Genomic DNA, 18,103 nt, shown 5'->3' with positions numbered 1-18,103 from the left:
CTTCCATTGCAGCATAGACATAGACTGCGGGCATATATGAGCTTACCAATTGCACAGCCAAGTCCGGCACTCAATCCGTTTTTACACGATATGGGCGTCGAGTTTTTAGAGATGGAAAATGGCCGCGCCAAGATCGCTCTCGATTTAGTCGAGCGCCACATGAATAGCTGGCAAATCACGCACGGCGGAGTCATGATGACGATGCTGGACGTCGTGATGGCGATGGCAGGGCGCTCATTGAGCGAGGATTTGAAAGGGGTGGTCACGGTCGAGATGAAGACCACTTTTTTGCAGCCGGGAGGTGTGCCCGGCGGCCGTATCGAGGCGCGCGGATTTGCTTTTCATCGATCCACCACGATGTGCTTTTGCGACGGTGAAATCTGGAACGGCGATAAACTCATTGCCAAAGCCATGGGCACCTTCAAGTATTTGCGTCGCCTTAAATCGGGTGAAAATATGAAAAAACTGTACGGTAGTGACTAGGTTTCGTGAATAATTAATCGACTAAAAAGTGTAAGCAAGTCCTGATCAATCCACATAAATGGAAAAAGGAGACAGCATGCCGAAACAGAATCATCAGCGCCAGACGTTTTTTGCAGCACGACTCAAAATCGCTTTGTACATCATCTTGGGTGGACTTATGACTACCGCAATCAGTGCAGCTATTGCACAAACCGTTTTGCCCGACCCTGCAAGTACCGATCCAAAAACACTAGGCTGGATGCAAGGGTTTCCGCCAGCGCCTGACAAAGTCATTCAATCCGGCAACGGCAGCAATTACCAATTTCCGCGCACCCGCTGGTCGTTTTCTCATGGGCGTGAACTGGGTCCGACATCGAATGTCTGGCACGGTAGTTTGCCTGCCTCGGCTTTGCCGCAAGCACCAGCCGACCTGGATGGCATCCGCTTTATCGATGACAAAGGTGCCAACGCGAACTGGGCCGACATGTTGAATCGTACTTATACCGATAGCGTGCTAGTCATGCACAAAGGCAAGGTTGTGTATGAAAAATATTTCGGCATCAGCAAACCGCAATTGCCGCACATCGCTATGTCGGTCACCAAATCCTTTGTCGGCACACTGGCTGCGACGATGGCGGTAGAAGGGACGCTCGATCCCGCTGCCCAGGTGATCACATATCTGCCCGAACTTAAAGACACGGCGTATGGCGATGCGACAGTGCGTCAGGTGATGGATATGACCATCGGCGTCCAGTATTCAGAAAACTATGCGGATCCCAAAGCAGAAGTCTGGGACTATGCACGTTCGGGCGGCTTGCTGCCCGTTGCTCCGGCTTATGAGGGACCAAAGACGTTTTACGATTTTCTGGTGAAGTTAAAAAAAGAAGGCCATCATGACGAAGCCTTCGCTTATAAGACAGTCAATGCCGAAGTGCTGGCCTGGATCGTAAAGCGCGCAAGCGGTAAATCGCTGTCCGACTTATTGTCCGAACGCATCTGGCAAAAACTCGGTGTTGAAAATGACGCGTATTTTGCTGTTGATAGCATAGGCACTGAGCAGGGCGGCGGTGGCCTGAATCTCACCCTGCGCGACATGGCGCGCTTCGGCGAAATGATGCGCCTGGGGGGCAAATTCAACGGACAGCAAATCCTGCCGAAAGCGGCAATCGAGGATATTCGCAAGGGCGGCGATAAAGCCAAATTTGCCAAGGCCGGCTACGCCACAATCCCCGGTTACTCTTATCGGAACATGTGGTGGATAGCGCATAACAGCCATAATACATTTGAAGCGCGCGGCATCCATGGCCAGCGTATTTATATCGACCCGGTGGCTGAAATGGTCATCGTAAAATTTTCTTCCCATCCCATTGCCGCCAATGGCGCGAGTGACCCCATCACTTATCGCGCGTTTCAGGCATTGGCTAATCACTTGATGAAATGAGGTATTTATGAGTAACGTAACAACCGGTAATTTTCAGCGCATTGTCCTGGCTTCCCGTCCCAAGGGTGAAGTCAAAGTCGATAATTTTCGACTGGAAACAGTGCCAGTCCCTGAGCTCAAGGACTGCGAAGTCTTGGTGCGCAATCATTTCCTGTCGCTCGATCCCTATATGCGTATGCGCATGGAAGATGCCAAGAGCTATGCCGCGCCGCAAGCCATTGGCGAGACCATGATCGGTGGTACGGTCGGTGAAATTGTCGCGACTAAAAATCCTAAATTTGCGCTTGGCGATAAAGTCGTCGGCATGCTCGGCTGGGCGGAGATGGGGGTATCGGATGGCGTACTGTTGCGCAAAGTCGATACTACGCATATTCCCTTGTCCGCTTACCTCGGTTCGGTCGGCATGCCGGGTATGACGGCCTGGTACGGCCTGACCCAGATCATGCAAGCCAAAGAAGGCGAAACCATCGTGGTCTCCGCCGCCAGTGGCGCGGTCGGCAGCGTCGTCGGCCAACTCGCTAAATTGCGCGGCTGTCGCGCAGTCGGCATTGCAGGCGGCGCAGAAAAATGTGCCTACGTCGTCAATGAACTAGGCTTTGATGCCTGCATCGATTACAAGGCGGGCAATTTGCAGGCCGAGCTGGCGGCTGCCACGCCGAACGGCATCGATGCCGTATTTGAAAACGTCGGCGGCGAAATTTTTGATGCCTGCCTGGCACGCATGAACGCCTTCGGCCGCATCGCCTTGTGCGGCATGATTGCCGGTTATGACGGCGAGCCGTTGCCGATCAAAAACACGCGTGTCTTACTGACCATGCGTTTGACTATGCGCGGCTTCATTGTGTCCGAACATATGGACTTATGGCCGCAGGGACTTAAGGAGTTGGGTACTTTGGTGGCAACAGGTAAGCTGAAATTCCGTGAATCGGTTGCGCCAAATCTGGCGGCTGCACCGGAGGCTTTCCTCGGTTTGCTAAAGGGAAAAAACTTCGGTAAGCAATTGGTTAAATTAAATTAAGAGCTGAATAGAACCCCTCACCCGCAAGCGGGAGAGGGGGAGTAAAAATAAGGCGCTGCTAAGCTTACCAGGCACACTACTTTTTAATGGTTTTAATAATTATTAAACTTGATCTGAGTTCAACTTGAGCTTGTTCACAAAAGCTCTTTTCATCACACAATGTTTAATAGATCCAGGGACTAAGCATGTCAGAGATTATTTTTCATCATTACCCGGTTTCTCCATTTTCAGAAAAAATCCGCCTGATTTTTGGATTTAAAAACCTGGCATGGAAATCCGTCATGATCCCTGCGATCATGCCCAAGCCTGACGTCACCGCGTTGACGGGTGGCTATCGTCGCACACCTGTCATGCAAATCGGTGCCGATATTTATTGCGATACGGCTCTGATTGCCGACGTGCTGGAGCGCATCGCGCCGACGCCTGGCCTGTATCCGCCGGCGATCGCGGGACTGTCCAAAACATTGGCGCAGTGGGCCGATACGAGCTTATTCTGGACCGCGATTGCCTACACGTTTCAACCTGCTGCGATGACCGGCATCCTCGGGGATATCACGCCGGAGCAAATGAAAGCCTTCGGGGCGGACCGTGCTGCCATGCGGGCAGGGGCGCCGCGCATGTCCTTGCCGGAGGCCACCGGGCAATTACTCGAATATCTGCGCCGTATCGAGAATATGTTGAGTCATGGCTCGACGTTTTTGCTGGGTGCCGATGCCAGTATCGCGGATTTTTCTGTGTATCACGCCTTATGGTTTATCCGTCGCGTGCCTGCTGTGGCTGGGATTCTGGATGCGTATCCTTTGACTCTGGCATGGATGGATCAAGTCGCGGCGTTCGGCCATGGGCGGCCCGACAAGATGCGTAGTGATGAAGCGCTGGCAGTCGCCAATAGCGCAGCGCCAGCGCAAATCAACGCGTCATTCGTCGATACGCATGGCATTGCTTTGGGCGATACGGTCGCCGTGATGCCGACTGACTACGCCCTGGACCCGGTTATTGGCGAACTGGTCTGCGCGAATGAGCATGAGTTTGCGGTCAAGCGTACTGACGAACGTGCCGGAACGGTAGTCGTGCATTTTCCACGCATCGGGTTCCAGATGAAGCGTGTGGACTGAACAAGTTTGTCGATGAATGGATCAATGCAATTCAATCAATAAGCATTTAATACGCAATTAATAAGCAATCAAATAATGAGAGACCAGCATGAAAAATTTTCAAAATAAAGTCGCCGTGATTACCGGCGGCGGTAGCGGCTTTGGCCGGGAATTCGCCCTGATCGGTGCCAGGCTCGGTATGAAATTGGTACTGGCCGATGTACAGCAGGATGCGCTGGATAAAGTCAAAGCCGAAGTCGAGGCGCTCGGCGCGCAAGTCTTGATTCAACGTTGCGATGTGCGTCATGCCGCCGAAGTGCAGGCATTGGCCGACGCTACGATGGCGAAGTTCGGCGCAGTACATCTGGTGTTTAATAATGCCGGCGTCGGTTCGGGCGGCTTGATTTGGGAGAATTCCCAGGCTGACTGGGAATGGGTGTTAGGCGTCAATCTGTGGGGCGTGATTCATGGCGTGCGTATCTTCACGCCGCTGATGCTGGCATGCGCCAAAACCGATCCAGATTACGAAGGTCATATCGTGAATACGGCATCGATGGCGGGGCTGCTGAACGCGCCGACCATGGGCGTGTACAACGTCTCTAAACATGCGGTGGTCTCTTTGTCGGAAACCCTGTACCAAGACCTGAGTCTGGTCGAAGCGCCAATCGGCGCATCCGTGCTGTGTCCGTATTTCGTCCCGACCGGCATCAGCCAATCGCAACGCAATCGTCCTGACGATGTGCAGGCTTCCGCGCCGACAGCGAGCCAGCGCGCCTCGCAAGCGATGTCGGATAAAGCCGTATCCTCAGGCAAAGTCACCGCAGCAGAGGTGGCAGAAAAAACCTTTAAAGCGATCAGCGACGGACAGTTCTACATCTACTCGCATCCAACCGCTTTGGGCAATGTGCAAGAGCGCATGGAAGACATCGTCATGCAACGCAATCCCGGCGATCCTTACAAAGCCGCACCACATATCCGCGACATGCTGCGGTCTAAATTAAAAGCAGAATAGATCTATTACCACATTATATAAATCCATATACTCCTATCTAGTATTTTTTAAAACCACTAATGAATATGTGCGGTAATGGCATTATTTTTATTCATTTGTTGGGAGTATATGGCTCTGCGATCAATATCCGTTATTGGAAAAAATCTGTCCAGCGACATTGATTGCGCTACGAGTAAGTTGCACATAAGCGTCAACGATCATCTCCAACCGAAGCGGGGCCTCATGCATTCACTCATTCAATCGAATCAATTTGCCACGCTCGATAACGGTACGCGCCTGCATTATGCGAGTGCCGGCGATGCAGGTAAACCTTTGCTGTTGTTCGTTCACGGCTTCCCTGAGTTTTGGTATGAGTGGGCGGCGCAGTTAGAAGAATTCGGGCAGGATTATTTTGCCGTTGCACCCGACTTGCGCGGCTTTAATTTATCCGACATGCCGACCGATCTCGCTGCTTACAAGGCCAAACACATCGTCGACGATGTGCGGCTGCTGATCGGGCATTTAGGCTATGAGAAGGCGATTATCGTTGCGCATGACTGGGGTGGTGCGATCTGCTGGAACTTTGCAATTGCTTTGCCGCAGATGCTGGAAAAGCTCATTATCATCAATTCACCGCATCCGTATTTGTTCATGCAGGCACTGAGTAACGATGCCGCGCAAAAATCGGCGAGCGAATACATGAACTGGCTGCGTGCCGAAGGCTCGGAGAACGCGCTGGCCAAAGATAATTTCGCCCTGATTGAAGGCTTTTTCACCGGTATGGGGCAGCCACAGGCAAGCTGGTTCGATGAGGCGACGCGCGCCAGATACCACGAGTGCTGGTCACGCGGCTTGAGCGGTGGCGTCAATTATTATCGCGCCTCACCTTTACACCCGCCCACTGACAGCAATCAGGGACCGTTAAAACTGCAACTCAATCCTGCCGATTTTCACGTGAACGTACCGACCCGCGTGATCTGGGGCGAGAACGATAAAGCACTGCCTAAAACCTTGCTGGACGGCCTGGAGAGTTTCATCCCCGATCTGCAAGTGATGCGTATCCCCGAGGGCAGCCATTGGATCATTCACGAACAACCCGCCCGCATCAATCAACTGATACACGGCTTCCTGGATCATTGATATGGCCCGCCAGGATTTTGCCTTCTTCCATTCCCTGCGGGTACGCTGGGCCGAGGTCGATATGCAGGGCATCGTTTTTAACGGTCATTATCTGACTTACTTCGATGTTGCATTCACCGAATACTGGCGCGCTACCGGTCTGCCGAACGCCTTATTGCAAGCAGCTGAAGGCAAAGAATTATTTGCCCGCAAGGCGACTATCGAATACATGGCACCGGCGCGGTTTGACGATGTGCTGGAGATCGGCGTGCGTTGCGCTGCGATTGGCAACTCATCGATGCGGTTTGTGGTCGAGATTTTTATCGGCGATCAGCATCTGGTTTCGGGTGAATTGTTCTACGTTTATGCCGATACCAGCGTACGTAAAGGCGTTGCCGTTCCGATCCAATGGCGTGCGATAATTTCAGATCTCGAAACCCATAAGCCTGCGCTTTAACACCATCATGACAAGCACTACACAGACACACGGCAAAGCTGCCGATAAGATTACGCTGAAGGTCACACTGGGTTCCTGGGCCGAGCTACAAAAAGACGCCCAAGCGATACGCTACGACGTCTTTGTGATCGAGCAAAATATCCCCGCCGAGCTGGAGTGGGACGAAATGGATGCGCAATGCTTGCATGCCGTTGCCTACGATGCGACCGGAGCGGCGCTAGGCACAGGGCGCTTGCTGCCCGACGGTCATATCGGTCGTATGGCGGTGCGCAAATCGGCACGTGGTCTGGGCGTCGGTGCAGCGATTTTGCAAAGCTTGATGCAGCAGGCCCGTCAGCGCGGCGATCAGGCGGTCAAATTAAACGCCCAGATTTCGGCAGAACCGTTTTATAGCGCGAACGGCTATAGCCGCGATGGCGATGTGTTTGAAGAAGCGGGGATTCCGCATATCAGCATGACGCATCAGTTTTTTTGAGATCAACATGACGGTAAAGTGAATAACGGTAGACCTATTGAACATCCGCAGCAATAAAATGCGACGATTTCAATCATGCCAAGCCGCTCGCCAAATGGATCATGGACGACCCCATTCGCAGTACGCAGGTGAAATAATAGGGTGATTCCTTCTTAATTGATTGAATTGGTTCAGCGTTACAGTGCTGAATTGATGGGATGGTAGAACCGTTTTTTTAATATCCAGATGACCGTTGCCAAACCTACGACCGCAACCATATTAATGACAGCCGTGCCGTGCGTCAGATGGATAACAGCAGCCAGGCTGATGCCGGATCTAAAATTAAATCGCATATCATGTGAGTAATAGCTAACTATTTGTACGCCATAAAAAAGTAATCCGCCTATCAGCCCGACAAGGCGACCGCGCAGAGCAAGTAAGCCGGATAGCAGGCCAAGGATCGATGTATAAGGGGGAGCGATGGAGGCGTTTATTGATTGTTGAGTAATCATCATACTTGCAGATACGAACAAGCCTATACCACCGTCGATCAGCATAAACCAAGCGGAATAGAGTTCAGGCTTACTTATGTTGTTGCAATTGTTGGACATGTGAGATGGATAAATGAGTGACTGAAAAAAATAATTAACCTGTTCGAGAATCAACCTGCCTGAAAACCAATCTTCCCCGTCAACAACTGCCAATACATTACCCAGTCGCCCATGAACGAATACAGCGGTTGCTTAAACGACGCCGGTTTATTTTTCTCAAAACCGAAATGTCCGATCCAGGCAAAGCCATAACCGCAGATCGGTGCGGCTATCAGCCACATTCCAGCGCCTGTGATAAAAAATGACACCAGACAAACCAGAACCAGCGTCGAGCCGATAAAGTGTAATTGGCGGCAGGTCCGATTGCGGTGTTCAGTGAGATAGAAAGGATAAAACTCGGCGAAGCTGGTGTATTTTGCGCTCATCTCTGTCTCCGGTTTTTGATGATTGAGGTTGTTTGGCCGCCATTCGTTTCGATCAAACCACGGCGACTAAAATCCCGGCGATCAAGACAAACGTGCCTGCGATGCGTTCAGTGATCACGCTGTATTTTGGCTGGGTCGCCCAATGGCTGGCCTTGTTCGCCAGCATACCGTAGCCGAGCAAAATAAAAAACTCGGGGATCATCGAGCATGCCGCCAGTATGCTCATCTGCAAGACAATCGGCTGCTGCGGATCGATGAATTGCGGCAGGATCGCGACGAAGCCTAACATGGCTTTCGGGTTCGTCATCTGCAGCATCAATGCACTGATAAAAATCCTTCTGCCACTTTGCGGTTTATTGTCCAAGCTGCTCAGTGTAATCGGCGAAGGCTTGCCAAATATCGCGGACAGGCCGAGATAAACCAGATAGGCGGCGCCGAGATACTTGATTGCCATAAACAGCTTGGGCGACGCCAGAATGATAGAACCTATGCCTGTCGCCGAAATCACGAAAAATAGTGCATTGCCAGTCAGGATGCCGAGCGTGACAAACAGCGACACCCGCCAGCCGCGTGCGATGCCATAAGCGACCACCATCATGACGGCGGGACCGGGTGATAGAGACAGCGCCGCCTCGGTTGCGGTGAAGAGTAGCCAGTTTTCCATTTAATTGTTCACATCTATTATTTTTTTAAGCTTGTTTTTTTAAAGTTCGTTGCTATCAACGTGTCCAAAATTTCTTATTGAAACAGCTCACTATCAGGGTGTTTGCTGCCTCTATATCCGCACTTCCTTGAATACTCTCTTCCGCGGGTGGGAGGGAGTGCTGGTAATCACCAATCACTCGAAATACAAAATTTGATTTCGATCATTTTTAGAAATTAACTGACGCATTCTATTTGCCCAGTCCCTCACCCCAACCCTCTCCCGCTTGCAGGAGAGGGAGTTATCAGTTGCTTGCGGATCATCAGGATTTTGCGAAGTCAAACAGCGCTTGCAATACGGCATCGCCTTGCTCTGCCATCAGCGAATGGCCGCAATTGTCGATTAGCGTCGTCTTACTATGCACGATTGCCGTGCGTAAGGTGCCGGTCGCTTTGGGCGGGGTCATCATGTCGTTTTTGCCGAGTACAAACAGCACCGGGCAAGTGACTGCTTGTGCTGCCTGCTCGCCGTTGGCATAGGCATTGCACGCGGCAAAATCGGTGTAGAACACCTTGGCCGGATTGATTTTGGAGATCCTCTGCATCAGGCGCTGGCTGCCGCCCATGACATAAAATCCCGGGCCGGGACAGGACGGTTTGTGGGCGATCGAGCTGTGCGACCAGATGTTGACCATGTCGATCGCCGTTTGTTCTTCATCGCGTGCGGCATTGAGCAAAGTGTCCGAGACTTTCATCGGATACGCGGTGCCGACCAGTGCCAACTTGCTGACGCGGGCCGGAGCGCGGGCGCTGGTTTCGAGTGCGATCAGCGAACCCATGCTGTGACCGATCAGGCAGGCTTGCTGTACGCCTGCGGTATCCAGCAAGGCGATCAGCCAATCCGCCATGTGTTCGACGCTAGTCAGCGCATCGCCCTTGCTGCGGCCATGCCCAGGTAAATCGACTGCGAGTACGTTGAAGCCATGATGTGCAAAATAGCGGGTCTGCAATATCCAGACCGAGTGATCGTTTTGTGCGCCGTGAATAAAAACCGCGGTCGGCAAGGCCGGATTGAAAATTTTACCGCCGGTGTAGCAATACGCAGAGTGGCCGTTGACGTTGAATAGCATCTCAGGCTCCTTTCTGTGCAGCTTTGAGACCACGGGCCAGGTCGTCGATCAGGTCGTCCACATTTTCCAGGCCAATCGATAAACGCATGGTGCCTTCGGTAATGCCGGATGCGGCCAATTGTTCTGCCGGGACGCGGAAATGGGTGGTTGATGCCGGATGAATCACCAGCGATTTTGCATCGCCGACATTCGCCAGATGCGAGAACAGGTTCAAGGATTCGACAAAGCGCCGACCCGCAGCGCGATTGCCTTTGATGCTGAACGAGAACACCGCGCCGCAACCTTTTGGCAGCAGGGTTTTTGCCAGTTCATAATCGGGATGCGATGCCAGTTCGGGATATGAGACAGACTCGACCGCCGGATGGGCGACCAGGTACTCAACCACTTTGCGCGTATTCGCGACGTGCCTGTCCATGCGCAATCCCAGCGTTTCTATACCTTGCAAAATCGCGAAGGCATTATGCGGGCTCATTACTGCGCCGAAGTCGCGCAGACCTTCGCGTCGCGCCCGCAGCGAGAACGGCGCAATGGTCGATTCTTCCGAAAAAACCATGCCGTGAAAGCCGTCATACGGTTCGCACAATTCGCCGAAACGTCCGGTTTTTTCGTAGGCTGCTTGCCAGTCGAAAGTGCCGCCATCGACCAGCAAGCCGCCGATCGCGGTGCCGTGACCGCACAGGAATTTGGTCGCCGAATGGAATACCAGATCGGCACCATGATCGAACGGGCGTAACAGATACGGCGTCGTAAAAGTCGAATCCAGCATCAGCGGCAGATAATTCTCGTGGGCGATTTCCGCGACGGCCGGGATGTTCAGCACATCGAGTCCCGGATTGCCCAGCGTCTCGGCGAACAGCACTTTGGTATTCGGACGGATGGCGGCTTTCCAGGCATTCAGGTCGCGCGGATCGACAAAAGTCGTGTCGATGCCAAAGCGTTTCATCGTATAAGCCAGCAAATTGTGCGAACCGCCATACAGCGCGCGTGAAGCGACTACGTGCGAACCCGCGCCGGCAATGGTCGCCAGCCCCAGATGCATGGCCGCCTGGCCGCTGGCGACCGCGATGCCCGCGACACCGCCTTCGAGTGCGGCAATCCGCTCTTCCAGCACTGCATTGGTCGGGTTCGAGATGCGTGAATACACATGTCCGGCGCGCTCCATGTTGAACAAGGACGCAGCATGGTCAGAATCTTTAAAGACGAACGAGGATGTCAGATAAATCGGGGTGGCGCGTGCGCCGGTGGCAGGGTCGGGGGCAGCGCCCGCATGCAGGGACAGGGTGTCGAAACCGAGGTATTTGGGACCGCTCATAGTAATGTTATTCTCTTAATTTCAATAGGGTAATGCTACCATTCTTCAGGCTTGCAAATAAGGGGGCAGAGCGCAACGCGTTCAAATAGTTTGCCTGCTCAATGCGGTGATAACCTTAAGGAAAATTTGCCGTCTCGATTCGTGGTAATCCTGTGCCTGCGCTTTGTTTATGCTGCGTATCGAAATTTTCATGCGATTTAGTTCATCGCTTCGCTGGATTTTTTGCAAGGCTTGCGATACATTGAACACATAACATCAAATGTGCCATCAGGAAAGCAACAAAACTGAAAGCCGGGCCGAACAAGCGTGATCAGGCTGGCACCAGAAGAACTTAGGTAGTGATAAAGAGGAGCGCAATATGAAAGTCTCGGAAATTCTTCAAGTAAAAGGCAATATCCTATATACCATTACCCCTGATACCTCGATCATTGATGCCGTCGGCGTGATGGAGGAAAAAGATATCGGTTCTCTGGTGGTGATGGAGTACGGCGACCTGTCCGGCATCCTGACCTTCCGCGAAGTCATCCGCGCGATTCACAATAACAAAGGCTCGCTGGGCACGGGTACGGTACGCAAATACATGGACGATCATCCGCTGACAGTGACGCCAGAGACCGAGGTCAATGAAGTGCGCCGCATGATGCTGGAGAAGCATTCCCGCTATTTGCCGGTGATGGATGCCAAGACCTTGCTGGGTGTGATTTCCTTCTACGACGTCGCCAGAGCGGTGCTGGAAGCCCAGAGCTTCGAGAACAAGATGCTCAAAGCCTATATCCGCGACTGGCCTGTTGAAGAACAGGAAGAATAAAATGTCTGCGCCTATGGCCGTACCAGACTTGATCAAGAAAAAAAAGATCGGTAATCCGATCTGAGACCACGCCTGCAGGCTTATTTCTGCAGGCGTTTTTGTTTTGGGCCTTGGAAAATATGAAAAATGGCCGGACAAGCATGACCCGGGTAATCAAGCAGGCAATCGCACTCACCAATAACACCTGAAAAGGACTTACTTATGCAAATCGCCGTTGTTGGAGCAGGATTGGCAGGACTCACCGTTGCACGTCAATTGCAGTCGCAAGGTCATCACGTCACCGTGTATGAAAAGAGCCGGGGAGTCAGCGGCAGGATGAGCACCCGTGTTACTGAACTGGGTGGTTTTGATCATGGTGCGCAATACTTCACGGCAAATTCGGAGCGTTTCAAGAAAGAGGTCGCCGACTGGCGCAAACTCGGCTGGGTTGCGCCTTGGGACAGCAAGCTGGTCAGCCTCGATCACGGCATCAGCAAAGCCGCCGGCAGCACTGGCAAGCGCTTTGTCCCGGTGCCAGGCATGAGCTCGTTAGGTAAGCAACTGGCGCATGGCCTTGATGTCCGCACTGAACAGCAAGTCGTTGCGATGCAGCAATTTGGAAAGCAATGGCTGCTGTCGGTGAAATCCGATGAAGTTGCGGTCCCGGCATCGGCCGGCCCTTTCGACATTGTGGTGCTGGCGATTCCGCCTGAACAGGCAACGCCGCTATTGGAGGTGGCGCCAGCCATGGCCAAGCAGACTGCGAAGCAAAAACTCGCGCCGTGCTGGACCCTGATGCTGGGCTTTCAGATACCGTTGAACCTGGGTTATGACGGTGCCTGGGTCAATCATTCTCGTTTAGGCTGGATCGCACGCGATACCGCCAAGCCGTCGCATCGCGCCGGTGAACGGTGGATCTGTCATGCCACGCCCGAATGGAGTGTCGAGCATCTTGAGGACGATCCTGAACGCGTCAAAGAAAAACTCTCCAAAGCCTTTCACGAATCAACCGGCTCGCCAATCCAGCCGATCCATGCAGTAGCGCACCGCTGGCGCTATTCGCAAGCGACCAAACCTCAGGCAGAGGATTGTCTGTGGAATGCCAGGCAAGGTATCGGTATCTGCGGCGACTGGTTCGCCGTGGGATTGGAAGGCGGCGGCAGGGTCGAGAACGCGTTCCTAAGTGCCTTAGCTTTGGCCGGGCAAATCGTCAAAGCTGGAAAATAGGAAAATGGAGGAGTATGCTTAAAAAACATGCTTTTCCCGCATTATTTACGACGTAATTTAAAAATAGTGGGTGGAGTATGTTTGCTGCAAATTCGTCATTCCAGCGAAGGCTGGAATGCAGTGGCGTACTGACAAGTACGCTGGCCCCCCCCCGGCCTTTGCACACTGCTGTGCGAAACAAATTCCCTGAAAAAATGCCCGATGAAAAACCCTCTCCCGCTCACGGGAGAGACTAGGGATGAGGGCGATTCAAGTAGTCGTAATGTCTGCCAGCGCTAATTTAGGCATTCAGACATATGAAGGAACACAGCGTTATTGACTGACGCGCTCACCGGTTTGCAAACGCCACAAAGACGCATAGCCGCCATTCAGTCTCAGCAACTGTTCGTGCGTGCCGCTTTCGATGATTTGCCCCGATTCCAGCAGATAGATGCAGTCCGCTTGCCTGACAGTCGACAGGCGATGCGCAATCACGATCGTGGTGCGGTTGCGGCTGACGACATCAAGGCTGCGCTGGATTGCGGCTTCGGTTTCATTATCCACGGCGCTGGTCGCTTCATCGAGAATCAGGATGGGAGGATTCTTTAAAATAGCGCGTGCCAGCGCCAAGCGCTGACGCTGACCGCCTGAGAGCTTTTGTCCGCGTTCGCCGATGCGCGTTGCAAAACCCAGAGGCAATTTTTGGATGAATTCAGTCGCTTCCGCCGCTTGCGCCGCATCGGCAACCGCCTGTTCGGAAATGCCGTTCAGGCCGTAGGCAATATTCTCTGCAATCGTGCCATCGGTTAAAAAACTGTCTTGCGCAACGTAACCAATTGCGCGGCGCAGGTCTTGCAAATTGATGTCATTGACTGCTTGCCCGTCGAGGCTGATGCGACCTGATTGCGCTTCATAAAAACGTAATAGGAGCTTGACCAGAGTCGATTTGCCGGAACCGGTGGAGCCGACGAAGGCCACGGTTTTTCCGGCGGGTATCGTCAAATTAATAGCGTGTAATGTCGCCGCATCGCCATAGGAAAAACCGACGCTGTCAAAACGCAATTCGCCCTTGACTTGCTGCGGTGACAGATGCGTGCCTTCATAGGTGATCTTGATCGGCGTATTCAATAAATTCATCGCCCTGTCAATCGCGGACATCGAGCGTTGATACATGTCGGCCACTTCCGCTAAGCCAGTCAGTGGCCACAACAAACGTTGGGTCAGGAACACCAATACCGAATAGGCACCCACCGCAAGTTCGCCATGCAGGGTCAGCCAGCCGCCATACACCAGGGTCGCAGTAAAACCGGCCAGAATCGCCATGCGTATCACCGGCGTAATGGCCGAGCTGATCGCAATCGCCCGCCCGTTGGCGCCGCGATACGCATCGCTGGCTTGCGCGATGTGGTCGCGCTCAAAATTCTCGGTGGCGAAGGCCTTGATCGTGGCCAGGCCGAGCAGGTTATTATTCAGCCGGGCGCTGACATCGCCGGCGGCTTCGCGTACTTCGGCGTAGCGCGGTGCGAGACGCTTCTGGAACCAGAAGGCACCGATCAGGATAGCCGGTACCGGCAGCAGGGAGATAATTGCCAGGGACGGTTGCAAGGCAAAGAATACTGCGCTGACCATGATGGATGAACACACGACCTGGATGATCTGATTGGCGCCGCCGTTTAAGAAGCGCTCCATCTGGTTGATATCTTCATTCAGGATCGACATCAGGTTGCCGGTCCGTTGATTTTCAAAATACGCCATTTCGAGTTTTTGCACATGGCTGTAGGTATCAAGGCGTAAATCGTGCTGCAGGTTTTGCGCCAGCTTGCGCCATTTCAGCGACAGCAGATACTCAAACCAGGATTCGCCGAACCAGATAAGCACATTCAATACGCCGAGCAACAGCAACTGATGCCAGGTGTCGCTAATGCCAAAGCCGCCCAGGACTTTTTTCGCCAGAAAACTTTTATCGCCATTGACCACGATATCGACGGCAACGCCGATCAATACTTCCGGCAAGACGTCAAAAAACTTATTCAGAATGGAGTACAGCGTCGCCAGTCGAAAATCGCGACGATAAGATTGCGCGTAGTTCAGGAGTTTTTTTAGCGGATGGACAGGGGGCATGTGATCTCGTGCGATGTGGAGTGATATAGAGGTCGATTGATGGCAAATAAAAAGGGACTGTAAATTTTACAGTCCCGATGAGATTTATTTTGAGCGCGATTGCAAATTAATCTTCACGGCGCAAATGCGGAAACAAAATCACATCGCGGATGTTCGGCGAGTCGGTGATCAGCATCATCAGACGATCAATGCCGATGCCGCAACCGCCGGTCGGTGGCAGGCCGTACTCCAGTGCGCGGATGTAATCGGCATCGTAATACATGGCCTCTTCATCGCCGGCATCCTTGGCCGCAACCTGTGCCTGGAAGCGTGCTGCCTGATCTTCTGCGTCGTTCAGCTCGGAGAAGCCGTTGGCGATTTCGCGGCCGGTCATGAACAATTCAAAGCGCTCCGTGATGCCAGGTACGGTATCCGATGCGCGTGCCAGCGGCGAGACTTCGACCGGGTAATCGATGATATAAGTCGGTTCCCACAATTGCGCTTCTGCAGTTTCTTCGAACAACGACAACTGCAGCGCACCCAGACCTGAAATCACGTGCGGTTTTACACCGAATTTCTTCAATTCTGCCTTGAGAAATTCAACGTCATGCAATTGCTCATGTGTGTAATGCGGCGCGTATTTATTGATGGCACCGACGATCGTCAAGCGCTGGAAAGGCTTGCTTAAATCCAGTTCGCGACCCTGGTAGGTCAGGACCGCTGTACCGTGCGCATCTTCTGCGGCTTTGCGGATGACTTGCTCGGTAAAATCCATCAGCCATTTGTAATCAACATAGGCGGCATAGAATTCCATCATCGTGAATTCCGGATTATGGCGCGGTGATACGCCTTCATTACGGAAGTTTCGATTGACTTCGAACACACGATCAAAACCGCCCACGACCAGACGTTTCAGATACAGTTCCGGCGCGATCCGCAGATACATCTGCATGTCCAGCGCGTTGTGATGCGTGATGAAGGGTTTGGCCGCTGCGCCGCCGGGAATCACGTGCAGCATCGGTGTCTCGACTTCCATGAATTCATTGCTGTTCATGAAGTTGCGGATCGAGGTCATCGCCGCGGTACGCGCCTTGAAGGTGCGACGCGTATCTTCGCTCATGATCAGGTCGACATAACGCTGACGGTATTTGGTTTCCTGATTCGCCAGGCCGTGGAATTTATCCGGCAAAGGACGCAGGGATTTGGTCAGCAAACGCAGCGTGGTGACCTTGACGGTCAGCTCATCGGTTTTTGTCTTGAACAAGACGCCTTCGATACCGAGGATGTCGCCCAGATCGTAATGACGGAAGGCTTCCATCTCGGCTTCGCCTGTTTTGTCGGTCGTGATATACAGTTGAATGCGGCCATCGGCCTTGATGCCGGAAGCGTCTTGCAGTGTGGCGAAAGCGGCTTTTTTACCGGCTTCACGTTTCAGCATCATGCGGCCAGCGACGCTGACGGTGATGTTCAATTCTTCGAGTTCTTCACGGGTAGTCGCGCCGTATTGCGCTTGCAATGCCGCTGCCTTATGCTGCGGGCGGAAGTCATTCGGAAAAGCGATGCCCTGTGCGCGAATCGCATCGAGCTTGGCGCGACGCTCGGTGATGATGGAGTTTTCATCTACCACGGGTTCTGCTGGCGCTGCGTTATTTATTTGATCTGACATGAAATTTCTCTCGATGTATTAATTACTTCGGACAATAAGTTCGATTCTTTTGATTCGTTGTTTGCGTAGCCCGGAATTTAAACGCCTTGCTTCAATGAGGCAGCAATAAAATCATCCAGATCGCCATCCAGCACGGCCTTGGTATTGCCCATTTCAAAATTGGTACGCAGATCTTTAATGCGCGATTGATCCAGCACGTACGAGCGAATCTGATGACCCCAGCCGACGTCGGTCTTGGTGTCTTCCAGGTTTTGTTTTTCGCTCATGCGTTTGCGCAATTCGAGTTCAAACAATTTCGCTTTCAGCATTTCCCAGGCTTCGGCGCGGTTGCGATGCTGACTGCGATCGTTCTGACACTGGACCACGATGCCCGATGGGCCATGCGTTAAACGGACTGCGGAATCGGTCTTGTTAATATGCTGACCACCGGCGCCGGAGGCACGATAGGTATCGACGCGGACATCGGCCGGATTGATGTCGATCTCAAAGGATTCATCCACTTCCGGATAGACAAATAAGCTGGAGAACGAGGTATGGCGGCCATTCGCAGAATCAAACGGCGATTTGCGCACCAGCCGGTGCACCCCGGTTTCGGTACGCAGGAAGCCATACGCGTATTCGCCTTCGACCTTGAGTGTCGCGGTTTTGATGCCAGCCACTTCGCCATCGGATTGTTCCAGGATTTCTACCTTGAAGCCTTTGCGTTCGCAATAGCGCAGATACTGACGCAGCAACATGGAGGCCCAGTCTTGCGCTTCCGTACCGCCGGCACCGGCCTGGATGTCGATAAAGCAATTATTGGGATCCATAGGATTGTTGAACATCCGGCGGAACTCCATGCCTTCGACCAGGCCTTTTAAGGTCTGCGCATCGACTTCAATTGCTTCCAGCGTGCTTTCATCGTCCTCTTCACGCGCCATCGCAAAAATTTCATTGGCATCTTTGAGGTCGGTGTCGATCTTGGTCAAGGTGTGGACGATGGCTTCCAGAGATTTTTTCTCTTTGCCTAATTCTTGCGCGCGCTTTGGCTCTTCCCAGACTTTAGGATCTTCGAGCTCCGCGTTGACTTGCTCTAGTTTCTCTGACTTGACATCGAAGTCAAAGATACCTCCGAAGTTCGGCTTCGCGCGTCGTCAGATCGGCAAGCAGGGCGGACAGGCTATTGAGGCGTTCGGCTTCCATATTTCTCTTCTATCGTATTTAAATCAAACCTTAGATTATACCCGAGGCCCGGATAGTTCTGGATTT

General features: G+C 52.8%; 18 protein-coding genes. 10 read left to right on the top strand and 8 right to left on the bottom strand.

The window, feature by feature from the left end; genetic code table 11:
* Positions 1-36: 36 nt before the first annotated feature.
* The 8 genes from LPB67_RS06535 (at position 37) to LPB67_RS06500 (ending at position 7,057) form a co-directional block, all read left to right on the top strand.
* Positions 37-483: a PaaI family thioesterase gene (locus LPB67_RS06535; RefSeq protein WP_262836294.1), complete on the top strand. Its 447-nt coding sequence runs from the start codon at positions 37-39 to the stop codon at positions 481-483.
* Between the two features lie 157 nt (positions 484-640).
* On the top strand, positions 641-1,903 hold the full coding sequence (locus tag LPB67_RS06530; RefSeq protein WP_262836830.1) for a serine hydrolase domain-containing protein: 1,263 nt from the start codon (positions 641-643) through the stop codon (positions 1,901-1,903).
* A gap of 7 nt (positions 1,904-1,910) precedes the next feature.
* Entirely contained in the window at positions 1,911-2,921 is a 1,011-nt protein-coding gene (locus LPB67_RS06525) for an NADP-dependent oxidoreductase (RefSeq protein WP_262836292.1), read from the top strand.
* A gap of 185 nt (positions 2,922-3,106) precedes the next feature.
* A complete protein-coding gene (locus tag LPB67_RS06520) occupies positions 3,107-4,036 on the top strand; it encodes a glutathione S-transferase family protein (protein ID WP_262836291.1) in 930 nt (309 codons plus the stop codon).
* An 88-nt stretch (positions 4,037-4,124) separates the two neighbouring features.
* Positions 4,125-5,027: an SDR family oxidoreductase gene (locus LPB67_RS06515; RefSeq protein WP_262836289.1), complete on the top strand. Its 903-nt coding sequence runs from the start codon at positions 4,125-4,127 to the stop codon at positions 5,025-5,027.
* A gap of 222 nt (positions 5,028-5,249) precedes the next feature.
* Positions 5,250-6,146: an alpha/beta fold hydrolase gene (locus LPB67_RS06510; protein WP_262836287.1), complete on the top strand. Its 897-nt coding sequence runs from the start codon at positions 5,250-5,252 to the stop codon at positions 6,144-6,146.
* Between the two features lies 1 nt (position 6,147).
* The gene (locus LPB67_RS06505; protein ID WP_262836285.1) at positions 6,148-6,582 is read left to right on the top strand and encodes an acyl-CoA thioesterase; all 435 of its coding nucleotides are present in this window, start codon (positions 6,148-6,150) and stop codon (positions 6,580-6,582) included.
* Between the two features lie 7 nt (positions 6,583-6,589).
* The gene (locus tag LPB67_RS06500; protein WP_262836284.1) at positions 6,590-7,057 is read left to right on the top strand and encodes a GNAT family N-acetyltransferase; all 468 of its coding nucleotides are present in this window, start codon (positions 6,590-6,592) and stop codon (positions 7,055-7,057) included.
* A gap of 176 nt (positions 7,058-7,233) precedes the next feature.
* Here LPB67_RS06500 and LPB67_RS06495 read toward each other — a convergent pair whose 3' ends face one another.
* The 5 genes from LPB67_RS06495 to LPB67_RS06475 form a co-directional block, all read right to left on the bottom strand.
* Positions 7,234-7,647 carry a hypothetical protein gene (locus LPB67_RS06495; protein WP_262836282.1) on the bottom strand — a complete coding sequence of 138 codons (414 nt, stop codon included), beginning with the start codon at positions 7,645-7,647 and terminating at the stop codon, positions 7,234-7,236.
* Positions 7,648-7,697: 50 nt separating this feature from the next.
* Positions 7,698-8,012, bottom strand: coding sequence for a DUF962 domain-containing protein (locus tag LPB67_RS06490; protein WP_262836280.1), 315 nt, complete (start codon positions 8,010-8,012; stop codon positions 7,698-7,700).
* Between the two features lie 52 nt (positions 8,013-8,064).
* A complete protein-coding gene (locus LPB67_RS06485; RefSeq protein WP_262836278.1) occupies positions 8,065-8,676 on the bottom strand; it encodes a LysE family translocator in 612 nt (203 codons plus the stop codon).
* Between the two features lie 301 nt (positions 8,677-8,977).
* Positions 8,978-9,784: an alpha/beta fold hydrolase gene (locus LPB67_RS06480; protein WP_262836277.1), complete on the bottom strand. Its 807-nt coding sequence runs from the start codon at positions 9,782-9,784 to the stop codon at positions 8,978-8,980.
* A 1-nt stretch (position 9,785) separates the two neighbouring features.
* Positions 9,786-11,096, bottom strand: coding sequence for an O-acetylhomoserine aminocarboxypropyltransferase (locus LPB67_RS06475; RefSeq protein WP_262836276.1), 1,311 nt, complete (start codon positions 11,094-11,096; stop codon positions 9,786-9,788).
* A 358-nt stretch (positions 11,097-11,454) separates the two neighbouring features.
* On the opposite strand from LPB67_RS06475, the gene LPB67_RS06470 reads away from it, so the two are divergent.
* Together LPB67_RS06470 and LPB67_RS06465 are read left to right on the top strand one after the other, a co-directional pair.
* The gene (locus LPB67_RS06470; protein WP_262836275.1) at positions 11,455-11,904 is read left to right on the top strand and encodes a CBS domain-containing protein; all 450 of its coding nucleotides are present in this window, start codon (positions 11,455-11,457) and stop codon (positions 11,902-11,904) included.
* A gap of 201 nt (positions 11,905-12,105) precedes the next feature.
* Positions 12,106-13,110 carry an NAD(P)/FAD-dependent oxidoreductase gene (locus LPB67_RS06465; protein ID WP_262836273.1) on the top strand — a complete coding sequence of 335 codons (1,005 nt, stop codon included), beginning with the start codon at positions 12,106-12,108 and terminating at the stop codon, positions 13,108-13,110.
* A 312-nt stretch (positions 13,111-13,422) separates the two neighbouring features.
* Here the strand turns inward: LPB67_RS06465 and LPB67_RS06460 are convergent, their stop codons facing one another.
* The 3 genes from LPB67_RS06460 to prfB all read right to left on the bottom strand — a co-directional run bounded on the left by LPB67_RS06460 (position 13,423) and on the right by prfB (position 18,037).
* Complete coding sequence (locus tag LPB67_RS06460) at positions 13,423-15,210, bottom strand: ABC transporter ATP-binding protein (protein WP_262836272.1); 1,788 nt, start codon at positions 15,208-15,210, stop codon at positions 13,423-13,425.
* A gap of 106 nt (positions 15,211-15,316) precedes the next feature.
* Positions 15,317-16,855: a lysine--tRNA ligase gene (lysS, locus tag LPB67_RS06455; protein ID WP_262836270.1), complete on the bottom strand. Its 1,539-nt coding sequence runs from the start codon at positions 16,853-16,855 to the stop codon at positions 15,317-15,319.
* 77 nt (positions 16,856-16,932) lie between these two features.
* Positions 16,933-18,037 (bottom strand): peptide chain release factor 2 gene (prfB, locus tag LPB67_RS06450; protein ID WP_262836269.1). Its coding sequence is split into 2 segments (ribosomal slippage): positions 16,933-17,955 and positions 17,957-18,037, totalling 1,104 coding nucleotides; the frame shifts between segments, so codons are not numbered across the junction.
* Between the last annotated feature and the right edge of the window lie 66 nt (positions 18,038-18,103).

The sequence above is a fragment of the Undibacterium sp. Jales W-56 genome (genome assembly GCF_025548535.1).
Lineage (GTDB): Bacteria > Pseudomonadota > Gammaproteobacteria > Burkholderiales > Burkholderiaceae_D > Undibacterium.
This window is presented reverse-complemented; position numbering and strand designations above follow the sequence as displayed.

What these genes read in the sequence shown, in the direction of transcription:
- LPB67_RS06485 (WP_262836278.1), bottom strand. Translation starts at nt 8,676, where the DNA reads ATGGAAAACTGGCTACTCTTCACCGCAACCGAGGCGGCGCTGTCTCTA.
- LPB67_RS06460 (WP_262836272.1), bottom strand. Translation starts at nt 15,210, where the DNA reads ATGCCCCCTGTCCATCCGCTAAAAAAACTCCTGAACTACGCGCAATCT.
- LPB67_RS06480 (WP_262836277.1), bottom strand. Translation starts at nt 9,784, where the DNA reads ATGCTATTCAACGTCAACGGCCACTCTGCGTATTGCTACACCGGCGGT.
- LPB67_RS06465 (WP_262836273.1), top strand. Translation starts at nt 12,106, where the DNA reads ATGCAAATCGCCGTTGTTGGAGCAGGATTGGCAGGACTCACCGTTGCA.
- LPB67_RS06495 (WP_262836282.1), bottom strand. Translation starts at nt 7,647, where the DNA reads ATGTCCAACAATTGCAACAACATAAGTAAGCCTGAACTCTATTCCGCT.
- lysS (WP_262836270.1), bottom strand. Translation starts at nt 16,855, where the DNA reads ATGTCAGATCAAATAAATAACGCAGCGCCAGCAGAACCCGTGGTAGAT.
- LPB67_RS06515 (WP_262836289.1), top strand. Translation starts at nt 4,125, where the DNA reads ATGAAAAATTTTCAAAATAAAGTCGCCGTGATTACCGGCGGCGGTAGC.
- LPB67_RS06510 (WP_262836287.1), top strand. Translation starts at nt 5,250, where the DNA reads ATGCATTCACTCATTCAATCGAATCAATTTGCCACGCTCGATAACGGT.
- LPB67_RS06475 (WP_262836276.1), bottom strand. Translation starts at nt 11,096, where the DNA reads ATGAGCGGTCCCAAATACCTCGGTTTCGACACCCTGTCCCTGCATGCG.
- LPB67_RS06490 (WP_262836280.1), bottom strand. Translation starts at nt 8,012, where the DNA reads ATGAGCGCAAAATACACCAGCTTCGCCGAGTTTTATCCTTTCTATCTC.
- LPB67_RS06525 (WP_262836292.1), top strand. Translation starts at nt 1,911, where the DNA reads ATGAGTAACGTAACAACCGGTAATTTTCAGCGCATTGTCCTGGCTTCC.
- LPB67_RS06535 (WP_262836294.1), top strand. Translation starts at nt 37, where the DNA reads ATGAGCTTACCAATTGCACAGCCAAGTCCGGCACTCAATCCGTTTTTA.
- LPB67_RS06530 (WP_262836830.1), top strand. Translation starts at nt 641, where the DNA reads ATGACTACCGCAATCAGTGCAGCTATTGCACAAACCGTTTTGCCCGAC.
- LPB67_RS06505 (WP_262836285.1), top strand. Translation starts at nt 6,148, where the DNA reads ATGGCCCGCCAGGATTTTGCCTTCTTCCATTCCCTGCGGGTACGCTGG.
- LPB67_RS06470 (WP_262836275.1), top strand. Translation starts at nt 11,455, where the DNA reads ATGAAAGTCTCGGAAATTCTTCAAGTAAAAGGCAATATCCTATATACC.
- LPB67_RS06500 (WP_262836284.1), top strand. Translation starts at nt 6,590, where the DNA reads ATGACAAGCACTACACAGACACACGGCAAAGCTGCCGATAAGATTACG.
- LPB67_RS06520 (WP_262836291.1), top strand. Translation starts at nt 3,107, where the DNA reads ATGTCAGAGATTATTTTTCATCATTACCCGGTTTCTCCATTTTCAGAA.